Origin of the sequence: Streptosporangium sp. 'caverna' (genome assembly GCF_003203775.1) — a bacterium.
GTDB classification, from domain to species: Bacteria; Actinomycetota; Actinomycetes; order Streptosporangiales; family Streptosporangiaceae; genus Streptosporangium; species Streptosporangium subroseum.
Window position 1 is genome coordinate 5,364,642 of the sequence record NZ_CP029711.1, and the last position, 20,026, is coordinate 5,384,667.

Annotated in this window: 19 protein-coding genes; 11 read left to right on the forward strand and 8 right to left on the reverse strand. The window is 69.8% G+C overall.

The annotated features are described in order from the left end of the window. Positions 1-235: 235 nt before the first annotated feature. Positions 236-1,819, reverse strand: coding sequence for an NAD(P)/FAD-dependent oxidoreductase (locus DKM19_RS23765; RefSeq protein ID WP_110698487.1), 1,584 nt, complete (start codon positions 1,817-1,819; stop codon positions 236-238). Between the two features lie 148 nt (positions 1,820-1,967). Between DKM19_RS23765 and DKM19_RS23770 the strand changes: the two genes are divergently transcribed. From DKM19_RS23770 to DKM19_RS23785, 3 genes are all read left to right on the forward strand, one after another. After that, positions 1,968-2,573, forward strand: coding sequence for a TetR/AcrR family transcriptional regulator (locus DKM19_RS23770; protein ID WP_110698489.1), 606 nt, complete (start codon positions 1,968-1,970; stop codon positions 2,571-2,573). 18 nt (positions 2,574-2,591) lie between these two features. Then, the gene (locus DKM19_RS23775; protein WP_110698490.1) at positions 2,592-3,032 is read left to right on the forward strand and encodes an SRPBCC family protein; all 441 of its coding nucleotides are present in this window, start codon (positions 2,592-2,594) and stop codon (positions 3,030-3,032) included. Between the two features lie 266 nt (positions 3,033-3,298). Further along, positions 3,299-3,889, forward strand: a complete 591-nt coding sequence (locus tag DKM19_RS23785; RefSeq protein ID WP_239514397.1) for an MOSC domain-containing protein — start codon at positions 3,299-3,301, stop codon at positions 3,887-3,889. Positions 3,890-3,918: 29 nt separating this feature from the next. On the opposite strand, the gene DKM19_RS23790 is transcribed toward DKM19_RS23785, so the two are convergent. Beyond that, complete coding sequence (locus tag DKM19_RS23790; protein ID WP_110698494.1) at positions 3,919-4,551, reverse strand: cysteine hydrolase family protein; 633 nt, start codon at positions 4,549-4,551, stop codon at positions 3,919-3,921. Between the two features lie 363 nt (positions 4,552-4,914). Next, positions 4,915-5,793: a LysR family transcriptional regulator gene (locus DKM19_RS23795; RefSeq protein ID WP_110698497.1), complete on the reverse strand. Its 879-nt coding sequence runs from the start codon at positions 5,791-5,793 to the stop codon at positions 4,915-4,917. A gap of 194 nt (positions 5,794-5,987) precedes the next feature. Between DKM19_RS23795 and DKM19_RS23800 the strand changes: the two genes are divergently transcribed. After that, on the forward strand, positions 5,988-6,779 hold the full coding sequence (locus DKM19_RS23800; protein ID WP_110698499.1) for an oxidoreductase: 792 nt from the start codon (positions 5,988-5,990) through the stop codon (positions 6,777-6,779). A 199-nt stretch (positions 6,780-6,978) separates the two neighbouring features. After that, positions 6,979-7,725 carry an SDR family NAD(P)-dependent oxidoreductase gene (locus tag DKM19_RS23805; RefSeq protein WP_110698501.1) on the forward strand — a complete coding sequence of 249 codons (747 nt, stop codon included), beginning with the start codon at positions 6,979-6,981 and terminating at the stop codon, positions 7,723-7,725. A gap of 12 nt (positions 7,726-7,737) precedes the next feature. Here DKM19_RS23805 and DKM19_RS23810 read toward each other — a convergent pair whose 3' ends face one another. Further along, the gene (locus DKM19_RS23810; RefSeq protein WP_110698503.1) at positions 7,738-9,195 is read right to left on the reverse strand and encodes a PLP-dependent aminotransferase family protein; all 1,458 of its coding nucleotides are present in this window, start codon (positions 9,193-9,195) and stop codon (positions 7,738-7,740) included. Positions 9,196-9,242: 47 nt separating this feature from the next. Between DKM19_RS23810 and DKM19_RS23815 the strand changes: the two genes are divergently transcribed. The 5 genes from DKM19_RS23815 (at position 9,243) to DKM19_RS23840 (ending at position 14,490) form a co-directional block, all read left to right on the forward strand. After that, on the forward strand, positions 9,243-9,740 hold the full coding sequence (locus tag DKM19_RS23815; RefSeq protein ID WP_110698505.1) for a carboxymuconolactone decarboxylase family protein: 498 nt from the start codon (positions 9,243-9,245) through the stop codon (positions 9,738-9,740). Positions 9,741-9,933: 193 nt separating this feature from the next. Then, positions 9,934-10,704 carry an MIP/aquaporin family protein gene (locus DKM19_RS23820; protein ID WP_110698507.1) on the forward strand — a complete coding sequence of 257 codons (771 nt, stop codon included), beginning with the start codon at positions 9,934-9,936 and terminating at the stop codon, positions 10,702-10,704. A 52-nt stretch (positions 10,705-10,756) separates the two neighbouring features. Then, positions 10,757-11,725, forward strand: coding sequence for an SDR family NAD(P)-dependent oxidoreductase (locus tag DKM19_RS23825; RefSeq protein WP_110705925.1), 969 nt, complete (start codon positions 10,757-10,759; stop codon positions 11,723-11,725). Between the two features lie 358 nt (positions 11,726-12,083). Continuing rightward, a complete protein-coding gene (locus DKM19_RS23835) occupies positions 12,084-12,956 on the forward strand; it encodes an NAD(P)-dependent oxidoreductase (protein ID WP_110698511.1) in 873 nt (290 codons plus the stop codon). 88 nt (positions 12,957-13,044) lie between these two features. Further along, positions 13,045-14,490: an MFS transporter gene (locus DKM19_RS23840; protein WP_110698513.1), complete on the forward strand. Its 1,446-nt coding sequence runs from the start codon at positions 13,045-13,047 to the stop codon at positions 14,488-14,490. A 149-nt stretch (positions 14,491-14,639) separates the two neighbouring features. Here the strand turns inward: DKM19_RS23840 and DKM19_RS23845 are convergent, their stop codons facing one another. From DKM19_RS23845 to DKM19_RS23860, 4 genes are read right to left on the reverse strand one after another with little or no spacing between them, the layout of a single operon-like run. Next, the gene (locus DKM19_RS23845) at positions 14,640-15,407 is read right to left on the reverse strand and encodes an amino acid ABC transporter ATP-binding protein (protein WP_110698515.1); all 768 of its coding nucleotides are present in this window, start codon (positions 15,405-15,407) and stop codon (positions 14,640-14,642) included. Next, complete coding sequence (locus DKM19_RS23850) at positions 15,404-16,327, reverse strand: amino acid ABC transporter permease (protein WP_110698517.1); 924 nt, start codon at positions 16,325-16,327, stop codon at positions 15,404-15,406. The genes DKM19_RS23845 and DKM19_RS23850 overlap by 4 nt, the downstream gene beginning before the upstream one ends. 5 nt (positions 16,328-16,332) lie before the next feature. Next, entirely contained in the window at positions 16,333-17,310 is a 978-nt protein-coding gene (locus tag DKM19_RS23855; RefSeq protein ID WP_239514398.1) for an ABC transporter substrate-binding protein, read from the reverse strand. A gap of 18 nt (positions 17,311-17,328) precedes the next feature. Next, the gene (locus DKM19_RS23860; protein WP_110698519.1) at positions 17,329-18,897 is read right to left on the reverse strand and encodes an amidohydrolase; all 1,569 of its coding nucleotides are present in this window, start codon (positions 18,895-18,897) and stop codon (positions 17,329-17,331) included. Between the two features lie 104 nt (positions 18,898-19,001). Here DKM19_RS23860 and DKM19_RS23865 point away from each other — a divergent pair, with 104 nt between their 5' ends. Beyond that, a complete protein-coding gene (locus DKM19_RS23865; protein WP_110698521.1) occupies positions 19,002-19,889 on the forward strand; it encodes a LysR family transcriptional regulator in 888 nt (295 codons plus the stop codon). Positions 19,890-20,026: the final 137 nt, after the last annotated feature.

A 20,026-nucleotide genomic window follows, 5' to 3' on the forward strand; every position in this document is an offset into this window, starting at 1 on the left:
TAGCAAAAACATTCGGATAGATCATTGACATGTTTCGTAGGTCTTCTCACGCTGAGTCCCGGGCGGGCCCGACGCATCTGCTCCGTCGGTGAGCGGCAGACCGAAATACGTCGGCGCCACTCCGCCGGCGGGCTCGGTGCCCTACGCGGTGCCCGGGGCTTGCCATGACAGACAGCGGCTAGGTACTCCCGCGAGGAGGCGACCGCGGCAGGCAAATGATCCAAGGGACGAGGACCTAAGTCCACACCGAACGGCCGCGGCGGGTCAGCCGCCGGGCGACGTGGTCGCCGGACAGGCCGTTGACCCCGCCGCCCGGCCAGGTGGAGGCGCCTATCAGGTAGAGGTGCTTGACCGGCGTCTCGTAGCGGGACATGCCGGGGAACGGCCGGAACACGAAGTTCTGCCGTAGGTGCATCGAGCCCGCGATGCTGTCGCCGCCGACCAGGTTGGGGTTGCGCCGCTCCAGGTCGAGCGGGCTGAGTACGGCGCGGCCGAGAACGCGCCCGCGCAGGCCGGGCGCGTAGCCCTCCAGGCGGTCCAGAACACGCTCGGCGTACGGCTCCGCGGCCTCCTCCCAGTCCGTTGCCGTGATCTCGGCTGCCTCGTCGCCCCTGATCTTCGAGGGCAGCGTGCGTACCTGGACCCACAGCACGTGTTTGCCCGCCGGCGCGCGCGTCGGGTCCACCACGGAGGTCTGGCCGCAGACCAGCATGGGGTCGCGGGGAAGCAGGCCGTTCAGCGACGCGGTGTAGGTGCGGGCCAGGTCCTCGACGTAGGGGGCGATGTGCACGTAGGCGTGCCCGGCCACCGCTTCGCCCGCGCGCCAGGGCACGGGGCCGTCGAGGGCGAGGTGCAGCATCATGGTCGCGGGGCCGTATCCGAAGTGCGCGGCGTCCTGCCGCGTTCTGGCGGGCGCGCGGTCGAGGAGCCTGCCGAACAGCGCGGTCGGTGTGGTGCCGGCGATGATGGCGCGCCGGGCGGTGAAGCGCCGGCCGTCGGCGAGCACGACCTGCCTGGCCGTGTCGCCCGAGGTGATGATCCGTCGCACCTCGGCGTCGGTGCGCAGCTCGCCCCCGTACTGGTTCAGCAGGCCCACCAAGGCCTCCACCATGCGCGAGGCGCCGCCCTCGACGATCGACATGCCCTGCCGCTGATCGGTGAAGAGTTCGAGGAAGGGGAACATCGCGCCTCCCGAGACGTCGGGTCCGAGGTCGAGATGCATGCCCCAGCAGGCCACCATCGCCTTCGCCTCGGGGGTGGCGAAGAAGTCGTCGCCCAGCTCCCGCGTGGAACTGAGCAGGAGCCGCCCCAGCCGGGTCAGGCCGCCGGCGCGCAACCGCAGCGCGGCCTTGGCCATCCTCGACGCCATCGTCATCGAGGGCGCGGGCGCGGAGTACAGCGAGAACAGTGTGGGGCCGAATCGGTCGTACAGCTCCTGCAACCGCAGCCAGCCGTCCGCGTCCGCCCTGTCGCGCTCGCCCAGACTCGCCAGGGTCCGTCCCAGGTCCTGCTCGACTCCGAGCGCGGTGCCGTCGGGGAAGGCGTTGGCGTACGGCTTGCGCCCCACCGCGTACTTCAGCCCGTGCCGGGCCAGCGCCGAGGAGTGCTCCGCGTAGAACGGTGAACCGAGCAGCAGGTTCTGGTTGGTGGAGAACACGTCATGCGTGAAGCCGGGAAGGGTCAGCTCCTCACTCAGCACCGCGCCGCCCGCTCTCGGCTCCCGTTCGAGAACCAGCACCGACCATCCCGCCTTCGCGAGCTGTATCCCCGCGATCAGGCCGTTGTGCCCCGCTCCCACGATCACCGCGTCGTAAGCCACATCCTCACGCTACGCGCCTGATCGCAGCCATCGGGCAAGGGGTGTTCCGCAGGTCATGGACGGGGCACGGAGCCGGATTCCGATCGAGGAACGGCCGAGCGCCTCGTCCCCCTGGCGGTCAATATGGTGAGTGAATACTCTCTCACCTATGGTGGCAACGCGGGAGCGCATCATCCGGGAGGCTCTTCGCCTGTTCGCGGAGCGTGGTTATGCCCGCACCAGCGTGGCCGACATCCAGGAGGCGGCCGGTCTCACGTCGGGATCGGGAGCCCTGTACAAGCACTTTCCGTCCAAGCGTGCCGTCCTCGAGACGGCGGTCGACCTGCACATCCAGGCCTATGAGGGCGGCAGTCAAGCTCTGTTGCCCGCGCTGCCGGAGGACCCCGTCCAGGCGCTCGAACTGATCGGGCGAGGCCTGCTCGCGCGGCTCGACGAGGATCGCGACGTGGTCCGGGTCATCCTGCGCGACGTGGACCAGTTCCCCGATCTCGCCGAGCGGGTGATCGGCGGACTCCTTCGCCCCATGTACGGCGGGGCGGCCGGCTGGCTCCGGACCCGGGTCGCGCACGAGCAGATGGCCGTGCGCGACAGCGATGCCACGGCGGCCGTCCTGCTGGCCGCGATCACCTACTACCGCGTTCTCGACGCGCTGCTCGGGGTGGTCCCCGGAGACGTCGACGAGGAAAGCTTTCTCCGGGCCTGGCTCGAACTCGCCGCAGGCCTCAGGCCCGACCCCCCTCAAGAGACTTCCTAGCCGTCACAGGAGATCCTCATGGCTCATGGTGAAGCAAGTGTCCTCATTCGTCGCCCCGCCAAGGAGATCTTGGATTTCGTCATGGATCTTCAGCGCTACCGGGAGGTCGACGACAAGATAGGCCCCATTCGCTGGCTCCAACGCGAAGGCGACACCGTGACGTTCCGCTTCCGGCCACGGTTGCTGGGGTTGCCCGGGCCCTCCACGACACAGCGGGTCGTCCGGACGGGCGACGAGCGCATCGACATCACGCCGGTGCCCTCCTGGCAGGATCGCATCCTGCGCTTCAAAGGCACGTTCACGTGCGCCGACCATCCCGACGGGACCGTCGTCACCAGGCGATTGGACTTCGACTTCAGCCGCCCGCTCGCCGTGGCGCTGGACTCCGTCGTCACCCGCTGGCTCGGCGGTGACGTGCCCAGGGAACTCGCGGCCGTCAAAGCCCGCCTGGAAGGGTGACCATCGACCAGATGACCGACTCCACGGAGCTCAGCGGTCGTAGGCGGTCAGTGCGCGCATGACCGGCCGGCCGGTGTGGTCGTTGTGCCGGATGGCCGCGGTGAGCGCGAGGATGCGCCGCAGGACGCGGACGGCCACGCCGTGGACGCGGCAATGGTGGAGAAAAGGTGTCGCTTGAACGGGCAACGGACCGTACCGTCGCCGCTATGAAGCTGCTCTCCGTCAATATCGGTCGGCCCCGCCCCAACCCGCATAAGGGTTTGAGATTGACGGGCATCGACAAGCGGCCCGTTGACGGCCCGGTCGCCGTCGCCGCCCCCGGCCCCAAGGGCACCGGCGCAGTCGGCCTCGCCGGTGACCGAGCCTATGACGTCAAGCACCACGGTGGTTTCGACCAGGCCGTCTACGCGTATGCCCGCGAGGATCTCGACGGGTGGGAGGCCCGGTTGGGCAGGTCGCTCGCGAACGGCGTCTTCGGAGAGAACCTCACGACCCTGGGGCTGGACGTCAACGGCGCTCTGATCGGTGAGCGTTGGCGGATCGGGCCGGATGCCGTCCTGGAGGTGTCGTGCGCGCGTATCCCGTGCGCGACGTTCCAGGGCTGGCTGGAGCGTGAGGGCTGGATCAAGCAGTTCACGCAGGCCGCCCGGCCGGGCGCGTATCTGCGCGTGATCGAGCCCGGCGAAATCCGCGCCGCCGACCCGGTCGAGATCGTGCACCGGCCCCACCACGACGTGACCGTCGCGCTCGTCTTTCGGGCGATGACTTTGGAACCGCAACTGCTGCCGCGGCTGCTGGTCGCCGAAGCGCTGCCGGAGGAGGGAAAAGAACTGGCCCGCCGGCGCACCAGCCCGTAGTCGCCGGCAATCTGCGACCGAGCCGTTGATCACATGGACCCGTTCCGGATGCGATGGATGGCCGAGTCGACCGACAGCACCTCACCGAAGCCGAAGGCCAGGGTGGCCAGCACGGCGCGTTGGAGATCGTCGGCTTCGACGGGGCCGGTTCCGGTACCGGGGAGCGAGAAGCAGGCGGTGCCGTCGGAGAGGAACAGCACCTTGAAGTCGCGGGCGGTCGCCTCCCGCGCCGTGGTGTCGCAACAGACATGGGTGGCGATGCCGCCGATGAGCAGGGTGTCGATCTGTGCCGTGCGCAGAATGAGTTCGAGGTCCGTGCCGTGGAAGGCGCCGAAGCGGGGCTTGCGGACGAGGATGTCCTCGGAGCGGAAATCGGCCAGGGGATGCAGTTCGGCCAGCGGATTGCTCTCATCGATCAGCCCGTCCGCGATCAGGGGCACTATCTCGCGCATGATGCCGGTGTTGCTGCCGTCGGTGCGGACGACATGCGCGGTGTGGATCACGGTGATGCGGTGCTCTCGGCAGATGCCGGCAAGCCGGGCGAGCCGTTTCGCGACCGCGGGACCGTCTGGAGCCGCCCACGGCGTCCCCTCCACGAACACCCTCTGCAGATCGACGAGTAGCAGGGCGGTACGAGTCGGTTCGATGGGGAAGCGAACCATACCTCGGTCCCTCCTGAGCGTCGGTGTGGCATCACCTTGGGAATTGGCGCTCGGCCCCGTCCAAGATCGCGATGCATGAGAAGGCTTGCCCTATGTGCCTGCTTGATCAGATATAGCGATAATTCTACCTTTTACGCCCTGACCTGGCCTCGCACAGCTGGTCGCGGCAGGCCGGGCTTGACTGACAGAACGGCCATTTAGCATCAATCCCGAAAAATCTGAAAAATCATCCTCATTGACATCATTGGTGCTGCCATAGAGGACTGTTTCCGCGTTGTTGGCTCGATCTCCACCGGCGGAAGAGAGACCTTCAGGATTCTGATGACGCGAGCGACCGGTGCCCTGCGGGAGGACGTCTGATCGTCAGGCGTCGTGCCAGTGCTGCTGCCGCAGCAGGTCCAGCAGGGCGGTCTCGGCCGGACCGGCGTGCTGACGGACGGCGGCGATGACCGGCTGGGACAGCGGCGGTTCCAGGGTGCGCGCGTGGTCCTCGCACCCTGGCGGTACGGCCGCGGCCGGCACGATGGTGATGCCGACGCCTTCGGCGGCCAGGCGGACCGCGGTGACGATCTGCGAGGCCCGGGCGACCGTGGTGACGGTGACGCCGGCCTCGCGCAGAGCGCCGGACACCAGATCCTCCAGAACGCTGCCACGGGTGAACCGGATCCACGGCTCGCCGGCCAGGTCCGCCAGGGTCAGCGTGGCGGCCGCCAGCAGCGGGTGCCCGCCGCCGAAGATCGCGACGTAGGGTTCGACGCCCAGGCGATGCTCCTCGAACCCGCACCGCTGCGGCGCCGCGTTGACCAGGGCGAGGTCGAGCCTGCCCTGGCGGGCCATGCGTTCCACGTCGGCGGGGTCGGACTCCTCGAACAAGGTCACCGCCAGGGCGGGGTAACGCCGGCGCAGGGCCCCGAGCGCGACCGGCAACTGGCGCGATCCCAGCCCCATCTGCGCCGCGACCACCAGCTCGCCCGCGAGGTCCCCGGACTCCGCCCGGGCGGCGGCACGGGCGCGCCGCGACGCGGACACCGCGATCTCGGCCTCTTTCAGGAACGCGCGACCGGTCACCGTCGGCACCAGCCCCTGTGGCGTGCGACCGAACAGGGTGACGCCGAGCTCCTGCTCCAGGGCCCGGATCTGCTGGGAGATCGACGGCTGAGCGACCCGTAGCCGCTCGGCCGCCGCCGTCACCGACCCCTCCTCGGCGATGGCGAGGGCGTACTCGTACTGGCGCAGGCTCATCGCATCTCCCGATATAAGGCTCTATAGGCAAATCCTATCAGCCCTGCTGGATTTCGCTCTTTGCCCCTAACCCCGACCAGGCATAACGTCTCTCACAGAGCGTCCCGCACCGTGATGCGGAGGGCGCCTCCACTCACCTCTCCGTGCCTTCCCACGCCGGGATCACGGTGTTCAGCGACCCCAGGAATCGGATCATGACCCAGCAGACAGCCGCCCACGTACCCGACGAGCACACCCGGATCGACCTGTCGGGCAAACGCGCGATCGTGACCGGTGGCACCAGAGGCATCGGCCTGGCCATCGTGCGGCGGCTCGCCCGCGCCGGAGCCACCGTCGTCGCCGCGGCCCGCAAGGAGGCCGGTCCGCTGCCGGAGACGGCCACGTACATCGCCGCCGACCTCGCCACCGCCGGCGGCGTCGCCGACCTGGCGGCCCATGCCCTCGACCGGCTCGGCGGCGTGGACATCATCGTCAACAACGCCGGCGCGACCGCCCCGCACCTGGGCGGCGTGCTCGACATTCCCGACGAGGACTGGCTGCGTGACCTGGAGATCAACTTCATGGCGGGCGTACGTCTGAACGCCGCCCTGCTACCGCACATGTACGGGCAGGCCAGCGGCGCGATCGTGCACCTGTCCAGCGCCGTGACCCAGAGCCCGCCGCCCACGATGCTGCACTACGCCGCCTCCAAGGCGGCGGTGACCACCTACGCGCGCGGTCTGGCCGCGGAGGCCGGTCCCCGCGGGGTGCGGGTCAACGTCGTCTCCCCCGGCAACACCGCCACCCCGGGAGCCGACGAGATCCGCGAGGCCTTCGCCGCGCTGGGCACCGCGGGTGCGGAGGCCGGCACCACGTTCACCCCGATGGGCCGCGAGGGCCGGCCCGAGGACATCGCCGAGGCCGTGGTGTTCCTCGTGTCGGAGGCGGCCCCCTGGATCACCGGAAGCGAACTCGTCGTCGACGGCGGCCAGTTCAACGTCGCCTAGCCGCGGGGAGGGCGCCCAGGGAAGATCCACGATGACGCCGGACCGATTTCCACCGCGCTCGCGGATGCGCTGAGGGCGCGCGCCGGGCGCGCGCGCCTGCCGGGCATCGGGACCGAGAGCCGGCACCCGGGGTTTTCCCCATCAAAAAATCACATCCGTCATTGTAACAAAATCAGTTACCTCAAAGATCGGAAGGCACATGGGCAAGCTCGACGGGAAAGTCGCCGTCATCACCGGAGGATCACGCGGAATAGGGGCGGCCTCGGCCCGGCTCCTGGCCGCCGAGGGGGCCGCCGTCGCGATCAGCTACTCGGCCTCCGCGGACCAGGCCAGGGACGTGGTCGCCGGCCTGGAGAGCAGAGGCATGCGTGCGGTCGCGTTCCAGGCCGACCAGGCGGACCCCGTACAGGCGGCGGGCCTCATCGACGCGGTGGTGGATCACTACGGAAAGCTGGACATCCTGGTCAACAACGCCGCGGTGACGGTTGCGGGACCGATCGACGGCGAGAACGCCGACGCTGCGGCATTCGACCGTCAGCTCGCGATCAACTACACCAGCGTCGTCGCCGCGATCCGGGCGGCCTTCCCGATCCTCCCTGAGGGCGGCCGGATCATCAGCATCAGCTCCGGAGTCGGAACCCGCGTGGGCTTTGTCGGAATGACCGACTACGCGGGCACCAAATCGGCCCTGGAGGGGTACAGCCGCGGCGCTGCCCGGGATCTGGCACACAGGGGCATCACCGTCAACGTCATCCAGTCCGGATTCACCGACACGGCCATGAATCCGGCCGACAGCCCCATGGCGCCGATCTTCCTCCCCACGACCGCGATGGGACGTTACGGCAGGCCCGAGGAGATCGCCGCGGGCGTGGTGTTCCTCGCCAGTCCGGAGGCGTCGTACGTGACCGGTGCGGTACTGCGGATCGACGGCGGGTACGGCGCGTGAACCGCCGCCCGTCTACGGCATCACCCTGCACAGCGCGTCCAGCGCGCCCGCCCACGCGCTGTCCGAGGGAGCCGCGTAGTTGACCACCAGCGCGTCCTGCTCGGGCAACCGCCAGCCGGAGTCCGCCACCTCGTGGCGGAACTGCGTCATCCCGCTGACCGCCAGGCCCTGCCGGGCCGCCGCCTCGACGACCGAGCGCTCGGTCCCGCGCGGGAGTTCGAGGACCGCCTGCAGCCCGGCGGCCATGCCGGTCACGTGGACGCCGGGAGCCCTCTGTGCCAGGGCCGCGACCAGTTGGTCGCGGCGGCGCCGGTAGCGCAGCCGCATCGAGCGCACATGACGGTCGTACGCGCCCGACGCGATGAACTCCGCGAGCGTCAGCTGCTCCAGCGCGCTCGACATGTAGTCGGTGTGCCCCTTGGCCGCCAAGATCTCCGGGACCAGTTCCTCCGGCAGCACCATCCAGCCGAGCCGCAGCCCCGGCGCCAGCGACTTGCTCGCGGTGCCGAAGTAGACCACCCGCTCCGGGTCGAGACCCTGCAGGGCGCCCACCGGCTGGCGGTCGTATCTGAACTCCCCGTCGTAGTCGTCCTCCAGGATCAGCCCGCCGGTGGCACGCGCCCAGTCGACGGCCGCCGCGCGCCGGTCCGGGCGCAGCGCGACCCCCGTCGGATACTGGTGCGCCGGTGTCATCAGCACCGCGCCGACTCCGCGCAGCCGCGCCAGATCCTCGGTGCGCGCGCCGTACTCGTCGACGTAGAGGGGCGGGATGCGCAGGCCGGCGCCGGTCAGCAGATCGCGGTAGATGTCGAGGCCGTACGACTCGACGGCCACCGCCCGCACCCGCCGCGCCCTGAGGGCCTGCGCCATCAGCGTCAGACCGTGGTGGAAACCGGAGCAGATGACGACCCGATCCGGCTCGGCGTACACCCCGCGGGCCCGCGCCAGATAGCCCGCGAGGGCGGTGCGCAGCTCTATCCGGCCGAGGGTGTCGCCGTAGCCGAAGGCGTCGTGCGGCGCCGCGGTCAGGGCGCGGCGGGCCGCGGTGAGCCACTGCGTGCGGGGAAACTCCGCGAGGTCCGGCGAACCCGGCAGCAGGGCGTACGTGGGACGGTGCCGGGCCGGGCTCGTACGGGGCGCGGCGGACACAGCGGACACAGCGGGCGCGACCCTGCGCGGCTCGGCCCGCCTGGCCACCCGGGTCCCGGAGCCCTGCTGGGCGGTGAGCCAGCCCTCGGCGACCAGTTCGGCGTAGGCGTCGGCCACGGTGTTACGGGCGACGCCAAGATCGGCGGCGAGCGAACGGGACGACGGCAGCCGGGTGCCGGGCACCAGACGCCCCGTGCGCACGGCCTCCCGCAGGGCGTCCGTGAGCCCGGCGCGCAGCCCGGATCCGTGCAGCTCCAGATGCAGGTCGGCGCCGAACGCGGAGGGTGGGGCAGTCTCGGAAGTGGCCCAGGAATCCGTCATGGAAATGGACCATATCCCAGGGCCATCGGGCGCGTAGCGTTGCGGGTATGACGAACGACGCAAACACAAGCATGGAACGCCTCCCGGAACACGCACCGCGCCTGGACTGGGCGAAGCTCGCCCCCGAGGCCTACAAGGCCATGATCCGTCTTGACACGGTCGCGAGGCAGGGCGTCGAGCCGGCCTTGCTCAACCTGGTCAAGATCCGCGCGTCCCAGATCAACCACTGCGCCTTCTGCCTGGACATGCACAGCAAGGACGCGCTGGCGGCCGGCGAGTCGGCGGAGCGGATCATCCAGCTCAACGCGTGGACGGAGTCGAAGCACTTCTACACGGCGAAGGAGATCGCCGCGATCGAGCTGACCGAGGCGATCACCGTGCTCACGGACGGATTCGTCCCGGACGAGGTGTACGCGAGGGCCGCGAACGAGTTCGACGAGACCGAGTTGGCCCGCCTCATCGTCGCGATCACGACGATCAACGCGTGGAACCGCTTCGGGGTGTCCACCCGGCTGGTCCCCGGTCACTACACGCCGAGCGCCTAGCGCACCGGCCGAAAGGCCCGCGATCTGGAGGACCCCGAGGAGCACATCACGCTCAGGGGTCCTCGGCGGCACGCGGATCGGCCGGCCGGGTACGGGCGGAGGCGGGTGACGCCCCCTTCGACGACCCGGCCCTGCCGTTCGGCGAGATACCCCGGAATCGCCCCTGCTTCCGGCACGCCACCACTAGGAGATCATGGTGAGTACCGCTTCCTCTCTTCCCCGTCGGCTACCCCTGGCGCGTGCCGTCGACGAGTTCGCGCTCACCACCGTCCTGCTGTTCCTCGCGGTGACCGTCGTCCGGTGGCTGCGCGATCCGGGCTCCACACTGTGCATCGCCGACCTGGACGTCGCACTCGCCGTCATCGGCGTTCTCAGCGGGACCATCCTCACCGGGCTGATCATCACCCCGCCCGGCAGACGCAGCGGGGGGCACATGAACCCCGCCGTGACGGTCACCCTGTGGTTGATGGACGTCTTCCCCGGTCGCAGCGTCCTGCCCTATGTGCTCGCCCAGCTTGCGGGTTCCGCGGCGGGGACGGGTCTCGCGCGTCTGGCGTGGGGGCATTCGGTCTCCCTCCCGTCGGTCGCCTACGCCGCGATCAGGCCCGCGCCCACCTGGCAGCCCGCGTCCGTCTTTCTCGCCGAGGCGGGCTACATGATCGCCCTGGTCCTTGTCGTCGGGTTCTTCCTGGCCCATCCCGGCTATGCGCGCCTGCTGCCGTACGCCATCGGGCTGTCCGTAGGGCTGCTGATCGTTCTCCTCGGTTCCCGTAGCGGGGGCTCGGTCAACCCCGCCCGCCAGTTCGGTCCTGCCGCGCTCTCCGGGCAGACCACCGACCTGTGGATCTATCTGGTCGCGCCGATCCTGGGAGCGATTCTCGGAGCCTCGCTCCACCACCTGATCATCCGGCGGTTCCACACGCGCCGGCATGCTCCGCGTGGCCGGCTCCCTCACCCCGGGTGAGGCCCGCGGCCTGATCTTCTCCCATCACTTCTCTGAAGGAACGAAAAAGCTCATGACACTCATCACTACTCCTTTCGCCGCACGGGCCACCGCGGCAGAGGTTCTGGCCGGGGTCGACCTGACCGGACGCCGCATGATCGTCACGGGAGGAGCATCGGGGTTGGGGACCGAAACGGTCCGCGCTCTCGCCGGTGCCGGAGCGCACGTCACGATCGCCACCCGCGATCCCGCCCTCGCCAAGCCGATCGTCGATGAGTTTGCGAACACCGAGGTCGCCGCCCTCGACCTCGCCGACCTGGAGTCCGTGCGTGCCTTCTGCGCCGCGTGGAACGGTCCACTGGACGCCCTCGTCGCCAACGCGGGCGTCATGATGCTTCCCGAGCGCCAGGTCAACGCGCAGGGCTGGGAGATGCAACTCGCCACCAACTACCTCGGCCATTTCGCTCTGGTAACCGGCTTGCATGCGGCTCTTCGGTCCGCGGAGCGGGCGCGCGTGGTCACGGTCAGTTCCGGTGCGCAGCTGCTCATGGGCTTCGACTTCGACGATCCGCAGTTCGAGCGGCGACCGTACGACCCTCTCGCCGCCTACGCGCAGTCGAAGGCGGCCACCGTGCTGCTCACCGTCGGGATCAGCCGCCGATGGGCAAAGGACGGCATCCACGCCAACTCCTGCGCTCCGGGGACGATCCACACGAACCTGGGACGCCACCTGGACACGGCCACCCTGCAGGTGCTCGGCGCCCGGGACGCGGACGGCAACGTGGCCACTCCGGACTACTACAAAACGCCCGAGCAAGGGGCCGCCACCACCACTCTGCTGGCCGCGTCACCGCTCCTCGAAGGCGTGACCGGACGTTACTTCGAGGACAACCAGGAGGCCGAACTCGTCGAGGACGGCCCCGCGCTCATGGCGGCAGGCGGCCCCGGGGCGATGGTGGGCGTGGCCAGGTGGTCCGTCGACCCCGCCGCCGCGGACCGCCTCTGGGAGTACGCGCTCACGGCCACACGAAACGCCATGTGAGAACACCCACGATCCAGCCGGCCTCTGGCCTCGGCGCGCTCGCGCTCCTGGACATCGCGGCCGGCGACGTGCTGGTGCAGGTGATCGTCAAGGGGGTGCTTCCCCGACCGGGCCGGTACGAAGGCCGGGGCCTCTCCTCGACGGCCCTGGCCTTCGGCGCCGCCATCACGGTGACCGCGTCCAGGACGGACGCGCGGGCCGAGCGCGGAATTGGCCCGGGAATCCATCATGGAAATGGACCAAACTCCAGGGCCACCGGGCGCGTAACGTTGCCGGTAGGACGAGGAACGAAGCAGGTGAGGGCATAGAACGCCTCCACTGCGAGGCCGGTTTCCGAGTCAGGTAGAGGGGGGTTGTCATGCGTGTTGTGGTTGCGGGGGCCACCGGTGCGGTTGGCCGGCTGCTCGTTCCGCTGTTGTTGGAAGCGGGACATCAGGTCACGGGAATCTCCCGCACGCTTGCGGGGGCCGAGCAGGTGCGGCGTCAGGGGGCGTCGGCCGTTCAGGTGGACGTACTGGATCGGGACGGTCTGCGCCAGGCGGTGGCGATGGCCGCCCCGGAGGTGGTGATCCACCAGCTCACGGACCTGTCGGACGCCGACGGGGAGGCGACCGACCGGCTGCGGCGGGACGGGACGCGCAATCTGGTGGACGCGGCCAGGTCCGCCGGCGTGGAGAGGATCGTCGCGCAGTCGATCTCCTGGGCGTACGCGCCGGGAGAGAGTCCGGCCGACGAGACCGTACCGCTCGACCTCGGGGCCGCGGGGCCGCGAGGAGCGATGGTGGAGGGTGTCCGGTCGCTGGAGGAGACGGCGGCGGAGATGGACGTGGCGGTGCTGTTGCGGTACGGCATTCTGTACGGCCCCGGCACCTGGTACGCGCCGGGTGGCGCTGTGGCCGCGGCCCTGGCCGGTGATTCAGAGGTACGTTTCCTCGGGAGCATCGAGGCGGATCTTTCGGTGATGTCGTTCGTGCACGTCGCCGATGCCGCGAGGGCCGCCGTTTCCGCCCTCAACTGGCCGGCCGGGCCCGTCAACATCGTCGACGACGAGCCGGCGCAGGCTCGCGAGTGGCTGCCGGTCCTGGCCGCCGCTCTCGGCCTGCCCGCACCCGAGGCCAGCTCGGGACGGCAGAGCTGGGCACGGGGAGCCTCCAACGCGCTGGCCCGCTCCCGAGGATGGAAACCCAGGCACACGACCTGGCGATCCGGCTTCGCGGCACAACGGCCCTGACCGAAGACGGGACACCGTACGCCGCCGGTCCGTGACGGGTCAGCGGCGCGTCGTCGACCCGACCTTCCGGTCGTTGGAAAGAGATGTCATGACAACCGAGGCCGGACGTCCTCATCACCACGTCACCTTCGCGGTCCTCACGGCGGGCATCGTCACCTACTCCCTGCTCCAGTCACTGGTCACCCCCGTGCTGCCCACGATCCGGAGCGAACTGCACACCGGCCAGTCCACGGTGACCTGGGTGCTGACCGCCTATCTGCTCTCCGCCTCGATCTTCACGCCGATCATGGGCCGTGTCGGCGACATGATCGGGAAGAAGCGGGTCTTCGTCGCGGCCCTGATCGCGCTGTCGCTGGGCTCTCTGCTGGCGGCTCTGGCGACCGACGTCACGGTGCTGATCATCGCCCGGGCGATCCAGGGCATCGGCGGCGGTGTGCTGCCCCTGGCCTTCGGTATCGTCCGGGACGAGTTCCCCCGGGAGAAGGTGTCCGGAGCGGTCGGCGCCATCGCCTCGCTGACCGCGGCGGGCGGCGCCGCGGGGATCGTGCTCGCCGGTCCGATCGTCGGCGCGCTCGGCTACACGTGGCTGTTCTGGCTGCCGATGATCCTCACCGCGGCCTCCGCCGTCGCCGCGTGCCTCCTGCTCCCCGAGTCGCCCGGCCGCTCCCCCGGCCGGATCGGCCTGCTGCCCGCCGTCCTGATGTCCGGGTGGCTCGTCGCGCTGCTGGTGGCGGTCAGCAAGGCACCCGACTGGGGCTGGGGTTCGGGCGAGGTGATCGTCCTGCTCGTGGTGGCCGTCGTGGTGGCGCTCGCCTGGATCCGGGTGGAGAAACGGTCGGCGCGGCCCCTCATCGACATGGCCATGATGCGGCAGCCGGCGGTGTGGACGAACAACCTGATCGCGCTCCTGGTCGGCGTGGCCATGTACGCCCTCTTCGCCTTCGTGCCGGTGTTCGTCCAGACTCCGACGTCGGCGGGGTACGGGTTCGGTGCGAGCGTCACCCAGTCGGGACTCATGGTCCTGCCGCAGCCCATCAGCATGTTCCTCGCCGGCATGATCACCGGTGGGCTCTCACGGCGACTCGGCGAACGGGCCGTGGTGATGCTCGGCCTGCTCGTCAGCCTCGCGTCCGTGGTGATGCTCACCTTCGCCCGCAGCGAGGAGTGGGAGCTGTACCTCGCCACCACGATCATGGGTGCCGGCTTCGGCTTCGCCTTCTCGGCGATGTCCAGCCTCATCGTCAGCGCGGTCCCGCCCGCCCAGACGGGTGTCGCGAGCGGCATGAACGCCAACATCCGCACGGTCGGCGGATCGATCGGGACGGCGCTGATGGCCGGTGTCGTCACGGCCGACCTCCGCTCCGACGGCCTGCCCGAGGAAGCCGGGTACACAAACGGTTTCGGAATGCTCGGCGTGGCGCTGGTCATGGCCGCTTTCGCGGTGCTGCTGGTCCCCCGGGGCCGGGGCGTCTCCAGCGCCGGGCACGGACCCCCGGGCGCCGCGACGGCCGCGACGGCCGACCAGGCCCGGTGACCCCGCCCGGCGCCTGTCCGATCGCCTCGCGCCCACCGTCGTGACCGCGGCGGCCATGATCAACGGCGAGACAGAGGTACGGTATCCCGTCTCCTGTCAGGCGTGTCGTGCCGCGGAGCGGATCGCCACGTCACGTGTGCCGCCTCGGGTCAGATCACGCTGGACAGGAACGCCTTCGTGCGGGCCTGCCGGGGGTTGGCCAGCAGCTCGCCGGGAGTGCCCCGCTCGACCACGAGGCCGTCGTCGAAGAACGTCAGCGTGTCTCCGACCTCGCGGGCGAACCCGATCTCGTGGGTCACCACGACCATGGTCATACCGTCGAGGGCGAGCCTCTTGATCACTTCGAGCACCTCGTCGACGAGCTCCGGGTCCAGCGCGGAGGTCGGCTCGTCGAAGAGCATGAGCGTCGGGTTCATGGCCAGCGCCCTGGCGATCGCCACCCGCTGCTGCTGCCCGCCGGACAGCTGGTGCGGCCGCTTGTGCACGTGGTCGGCGAGCCCCACCTGGTCGAGGTGCTCCATGGCCGTCTCGCGCGCCCGGGCGGCGGACATGCCGCTGACGTGGACCGGCGCGCAGGCGACGTTCTCCAGCGCGGTCTGGTGGGCGAACAGGTTGAAACGCTGGAACACCATGCCGATCTTCGTACGGAAGGCCGCGAACCGCTTGGGCGACCAGGGGTGATACCTGCCGTCGCGCAGGTCGTAGCCGACCTCTTCGCCCAGGACCCGCAGGCTGCCGCCGAGCACCGGCTCCAGTCCGTTCACGCAGCGCAGGAACGTCGACTTGCCCGATCCGGACGGGCCGATGACGCAGCTCACCTCCCCGGGAGCGACGCTGAAGTCGACGCCGTTGAGCACCTGGGTGTCCCCGTAGCTCATGCGCACGCCGCTGGCCGCGACGACCGGAACGCTGTTCATGCGGTCACCTCTGGTTTCGACTGGCGGGGCAGGACCCTGGCCGCCAGGCCGCCGCCGCGGACCAGGCGTACGGCGTCGGAGCCGAACCGCTTCTCCAGCCTGCTCTGCAGGAACGTGGCGACGGCGGTCATGAGCATGTACCACAGGCTGGCGACGATGAGCAGTTCCATGATGAGGTTGTTGGCCTTGTAGATCTGGCTCGCGTTGGTCATCAGGTCGTGCCCGGCGACGATGTAGACCAGCGAGGTGGTCTTCAGCATCGAGATGAACTCGTTTCCCGTGGGCGGGATGATGATGCGCAGCGCCTGCGGCAGCACGATCACGCGCATCCGCTTGGCGGGCGTCATTCCGAGCGCGTACGCCGCCTCCGTCTGGCCCCGGTCGACGGCCTGGATCCCGGCGCGGACCGTCTCGGCGAAGTAGGCCGCCAGGTTCAGCCCGAGCCCGAGCATGGCCGAGGTGAAGCCGGTCATGACCTGGTTGGTGTCCCACTTGAGCCCGATCATCGTGAACGGGACTCTCAGAACCAGCTCCGGGAACAGGAATGCGAGGTTGTACCAGAAGATGAGCTGTACCAGGACGGGTGTGCCGCGGAAGAACCAGATGTAGAGGGTCGACAACCACCGCAGCACCGGGTTGTGCGCCAGCCGCATGACCGCGAGCAGCACGCCGAGCACCAGCCCGATGATCGTGGCCAGCACCGAGATCTCGATGGTGACCAGGACCCCGCTGAGGATGTTCCCGTCGAACAGGTAGCGGCCGACCACGCTCCAGTCCAGGTTGGGGTTGATCACGATGAGACCGGCCAGCCAGCCGAACACGGCGAGCGCGAGGGCCCCGGCGAGCCAGCGCCCCCAGTGCCACGTCCGCACGACGGGGATGGCCGTCCCCGATGGGCCGGTGAAGGGTTCCGTTCGCACGTCGGCTACTTTCCGCCGTTGATCACGGCGGACTGGACCGCCAGCTTGTCCAGGTCCCAGGCCTGCAGGATCTTGCCGTACTCACCGCTCTTGATGAGCGCGTCGAGCGCGCCCTGGACGGCGCCGATCAGCTCCTTGTTCTCCGGCTTCATGGCGATGCCCCACGGGCTCTCGGTGCCGTCGATCGCCAGCGCCTCGACCTTCGTGTCCAGGTCGGCGGCCTTGTAGGCGGCGACCACGTAGTCGGTGATGTTGGCCTGCGCGCGCCCGTTGTTGACCTGGAGCAGCGCCTCCTGGTCGCCGGGGAACTTGATGATGTCGAGCCCCTTCTCGCCGTTCTTCCTGCAGTCGGCGTCGTAGGTGGTCGCCAGCTTCAGCGACGAGCCGTTGTCGACCACGGAGACCGTCTTGCCGCACAGGTCGGCGGGGGCGTTGATGCCGTCGGGGTTGCCCTTTTTGATCAGCATCCCGGCGCCGGCCTGGACGTAGTCGACGAAGGTGACCTTCGTCTGCCGTTCCGCGGTGTCGGAGAGGGAGGACATCATGATGTCGTAGCGGCCGGTGATGATGCCGGGGATCTGCGAGTTGAAGTCCTCGTCGGTGATGGCGAGCTTGACGCCGAGCTTCCTGGCGATCGCCCGGCCGAGCGACGGGTCGAGCCCGACGGGCGTCTTGCCGTCGGAGCCGAACATGTCCATCGGCGGGTAGCCGAGCGAGCTGGTCATCTTCAGGCCGCCGGTCTTGATGCCGGCGGGAAGCCGGGCGGTCAGGGCCGGATCGGGGGTGATGGCGTTGATCACCGCCGCGGCCTTGTCGTCGGCGGGCGCCTGGTCGAGGGCGACCGACTGGGTGGGCTGCGTGCTCTCGCCGGCCGACTCGGGGGTCAGCGACTGGGCACCGCAGGCCGTACAGGCCAGGAGCATGAGGACGGCGATCCGGATCTTCAAGGTGGGGGGCTCCTCGGGAGCGTTGCCGGTGGACATCTCCACCGGCGACGGTGGTCAGGATCGTTGCCAGCGGACCTCTCCACCGACGACGGTGGTCAGGACCTCGGTGTGCTGGATGGATTCGGGTTCCGCGGTGAAGGGGTCGGTGTCGACGGCGATGAGGTCGGCGAGCCGCCCGGGCGTGAGCAGCCCCTTGCGGCCCTCCTCTCCGGCCGCGTACGCCGAGCCGACGGTGTGTGCGAGGAGCGCCTCGCCGATGTTCAGCCGCTGCTCCGGCTGCCAGCCACCGGCGGGAGTGCCGTCCGGCCGGGTACGGGTCACCGCGGCGTGCAGCGCGGCGAAGGGGTTCGGGTGCTCGACCGGCGCGTCCGAGCCGAAGGCCAGCGGAACGCCCTCATTCAGCATCGTGCGCCAGGCGTAGGAGGCCAGGTCCTGCCCGGCGAGCAGGGACGAGACCAGGTCGATGTCGCTGGTGCAGTGGACAGGCTGCATGGACGCGACGACGCCGAGCCTGGCCATCCTGGTGATGTCCGCCCGGCGCATGTGCTGGGCGTGCTCGATGCGGTGCCGCAGGCCGGGAGACGATCCCACCGCCTCGTAGGCGTTGACGACCAGGTGGTTGGCCCGGTCGCCGATGGCGTGGGTGGCCACGGCGATCCCGGCGGCGGCGGCCGTACGGATCAGTTTCTCCAGGTCGTCGTACGGCGTGACGGCCATTCCGTGGTTGCCCGCGTCGCCGGCGAACGGCTCGCTCATGTGGCAGGTGTGCGAGCCGAGCGCCCCGTCGCTGTACAGCTTGACCGGGCCGGTGCGGAACCAGTCGTCGCCCTGCCCGGTGTGGCGGCCCTCCTCGATGGCCGCCTCCAGATGGGCGACCGGGATCGCCTTGTGCACCCGCAGTTTGAGCTCGCCCGCGCCGTACAGCTCCAGGTAGGCGGCGCGACAGTCCTCGCCGTCGATGTCGTGCACGCTGGTCAGGCCGAGCGCGAGCAGTTCCTCCTGGGCGGCGCGCAGCTCGGTGCTCAGGTCGCCGGCGGTCATGAGGGCGCGCAGCGGGTAGGAGGCCGACTCGCGCAGGATCCCCGTCGGTTCGCCGTGCTCGTCCCTGACGATCCGGCCGCCCACCGGGTCGGGGGTCGTGCGGTCCACGCCGACCATTCGCAGGGCCTGCGAATTGGCCCACACGGTGTGGCCGTCGACGCTGGGCAGCGCGACGGGCCGATCCGGGCACACCGAGTCCAGCGCGTGGCGGTCCGGTTGCACCGGGCGATCCCACAGGTTGCTGTTCCAGCGCCCGCCGAACAGCCAGGCTCCGGGCGCCAGTCGTACGGCGTGCGCGGCGACCCTCGCCAGCGCCTCCTCCAGAGAGCCGGCGTCGCGCAGGTCGACCTCGCTCAGGCCGCGCGCGTAATTGGCGGTGTGGATGTGGGCGTCGTAGAGACCGGGGATGACGGCCTCCCCCACCAGGTCCACCAGCTCGGCGCCCGCGCCGACCGCCGCGCGTACTTCGGCCTCGCCGCCCGCCGCCACGATCGTCTCGCCGTCCACGGCCAGCGCCTGGACCGTCGGCCGCGCGGGATCCCCCGTGTGAATCCTGGCGTTGCGGAAGATACGGATCGTCATGCGAGCCCTCTCGAGCGACGGTTGTCAACACTGTAAAGGATCACCTTGGATTCTGAACCCCAGTAAAATGCGACATTTCATGCTCCTGAGGCGAAGGACTTCTTATGCTCAAGCCGGAACACCTGCGGACCCTGCGCGAGGTGATCCAGTACGGTTCCTTCGCCGCGGCCGCCAACCGGCTCGGTTACACCGCCTCCGCGGTCTCCCAGCAGATGGCCGCGCTGGAGCGGGAGACCGGGGTCCGCCTGTTCCACCGGTCGGCCCGCAAGGTGCTGCCGACCAGCGCGGCCGAGGTGATGGCGCGGCACGCCGCGATCGTGCTGGCCGACATGGATCGGCTGGTCGCCGCCGTCAGGCAGGCGCACAGGAACACCGAGCAGGAGGTCCGCCTCGGCGTCTTTCCGAGCTTCGGCCTGAACGTGCTCCCCGGCCTGCTGCGGGAGCTGGGGCCCGAGGACCGGGCGGGTTTCAGGGTGTCCGTGGCCGAGCCGTCGCAACTCATCCGGCACCTGGGCGCCGGCGGGGAACTCGACGCGGCGATCGTCTACCAGGTGGGCAGTTCCGGCCTGTCCTGGCCCTCCTCGGTGCACCGGCGGTGGATCGCCGAGGACGCGTTCAAGCTCGTGCTGCCGCGAGCGTGGCCGGACCTCGCGCCGTATGCGGCGGAGCAGCTCATGGACCTGCCGTGGATCATGCATCACCCCTCCAGCAGCGACGCCTCCGTCCTGGACGGGCTGTTCACCCGCTGGAACCTGCACCCGCGGGTGGTCGGCTACTCCGACGACTTCAGCGCGACGCTGGCCATGGTCGGCGCATGCGTCGGGGCCGCGCTGCTTCCCGAGCTCGCGCTGCGTCACCACGACCAGGACGTCGTGGTCGCCGACGTCCAGTGGCTGAACGTCAGCCGCAGCATCTTCGCGCTCTATCTTCCCGACCGCGAGAGCGCCAGGCTGCGCCTGCTCCTGGACGCTCTGGCCGCCGCACGCGTCTGACTCCGGCCTCCGGCGCCCGGCTCTTCCGGGCCTCAGCCGCGGAACGCGGCGCCATCGGGTGGGACGAGGAATTCGTCGACGGGTCGCAAAAAACGGGGGCGCTCACCGCGTACACGGTGAGCGCCCCCGCTTTGATC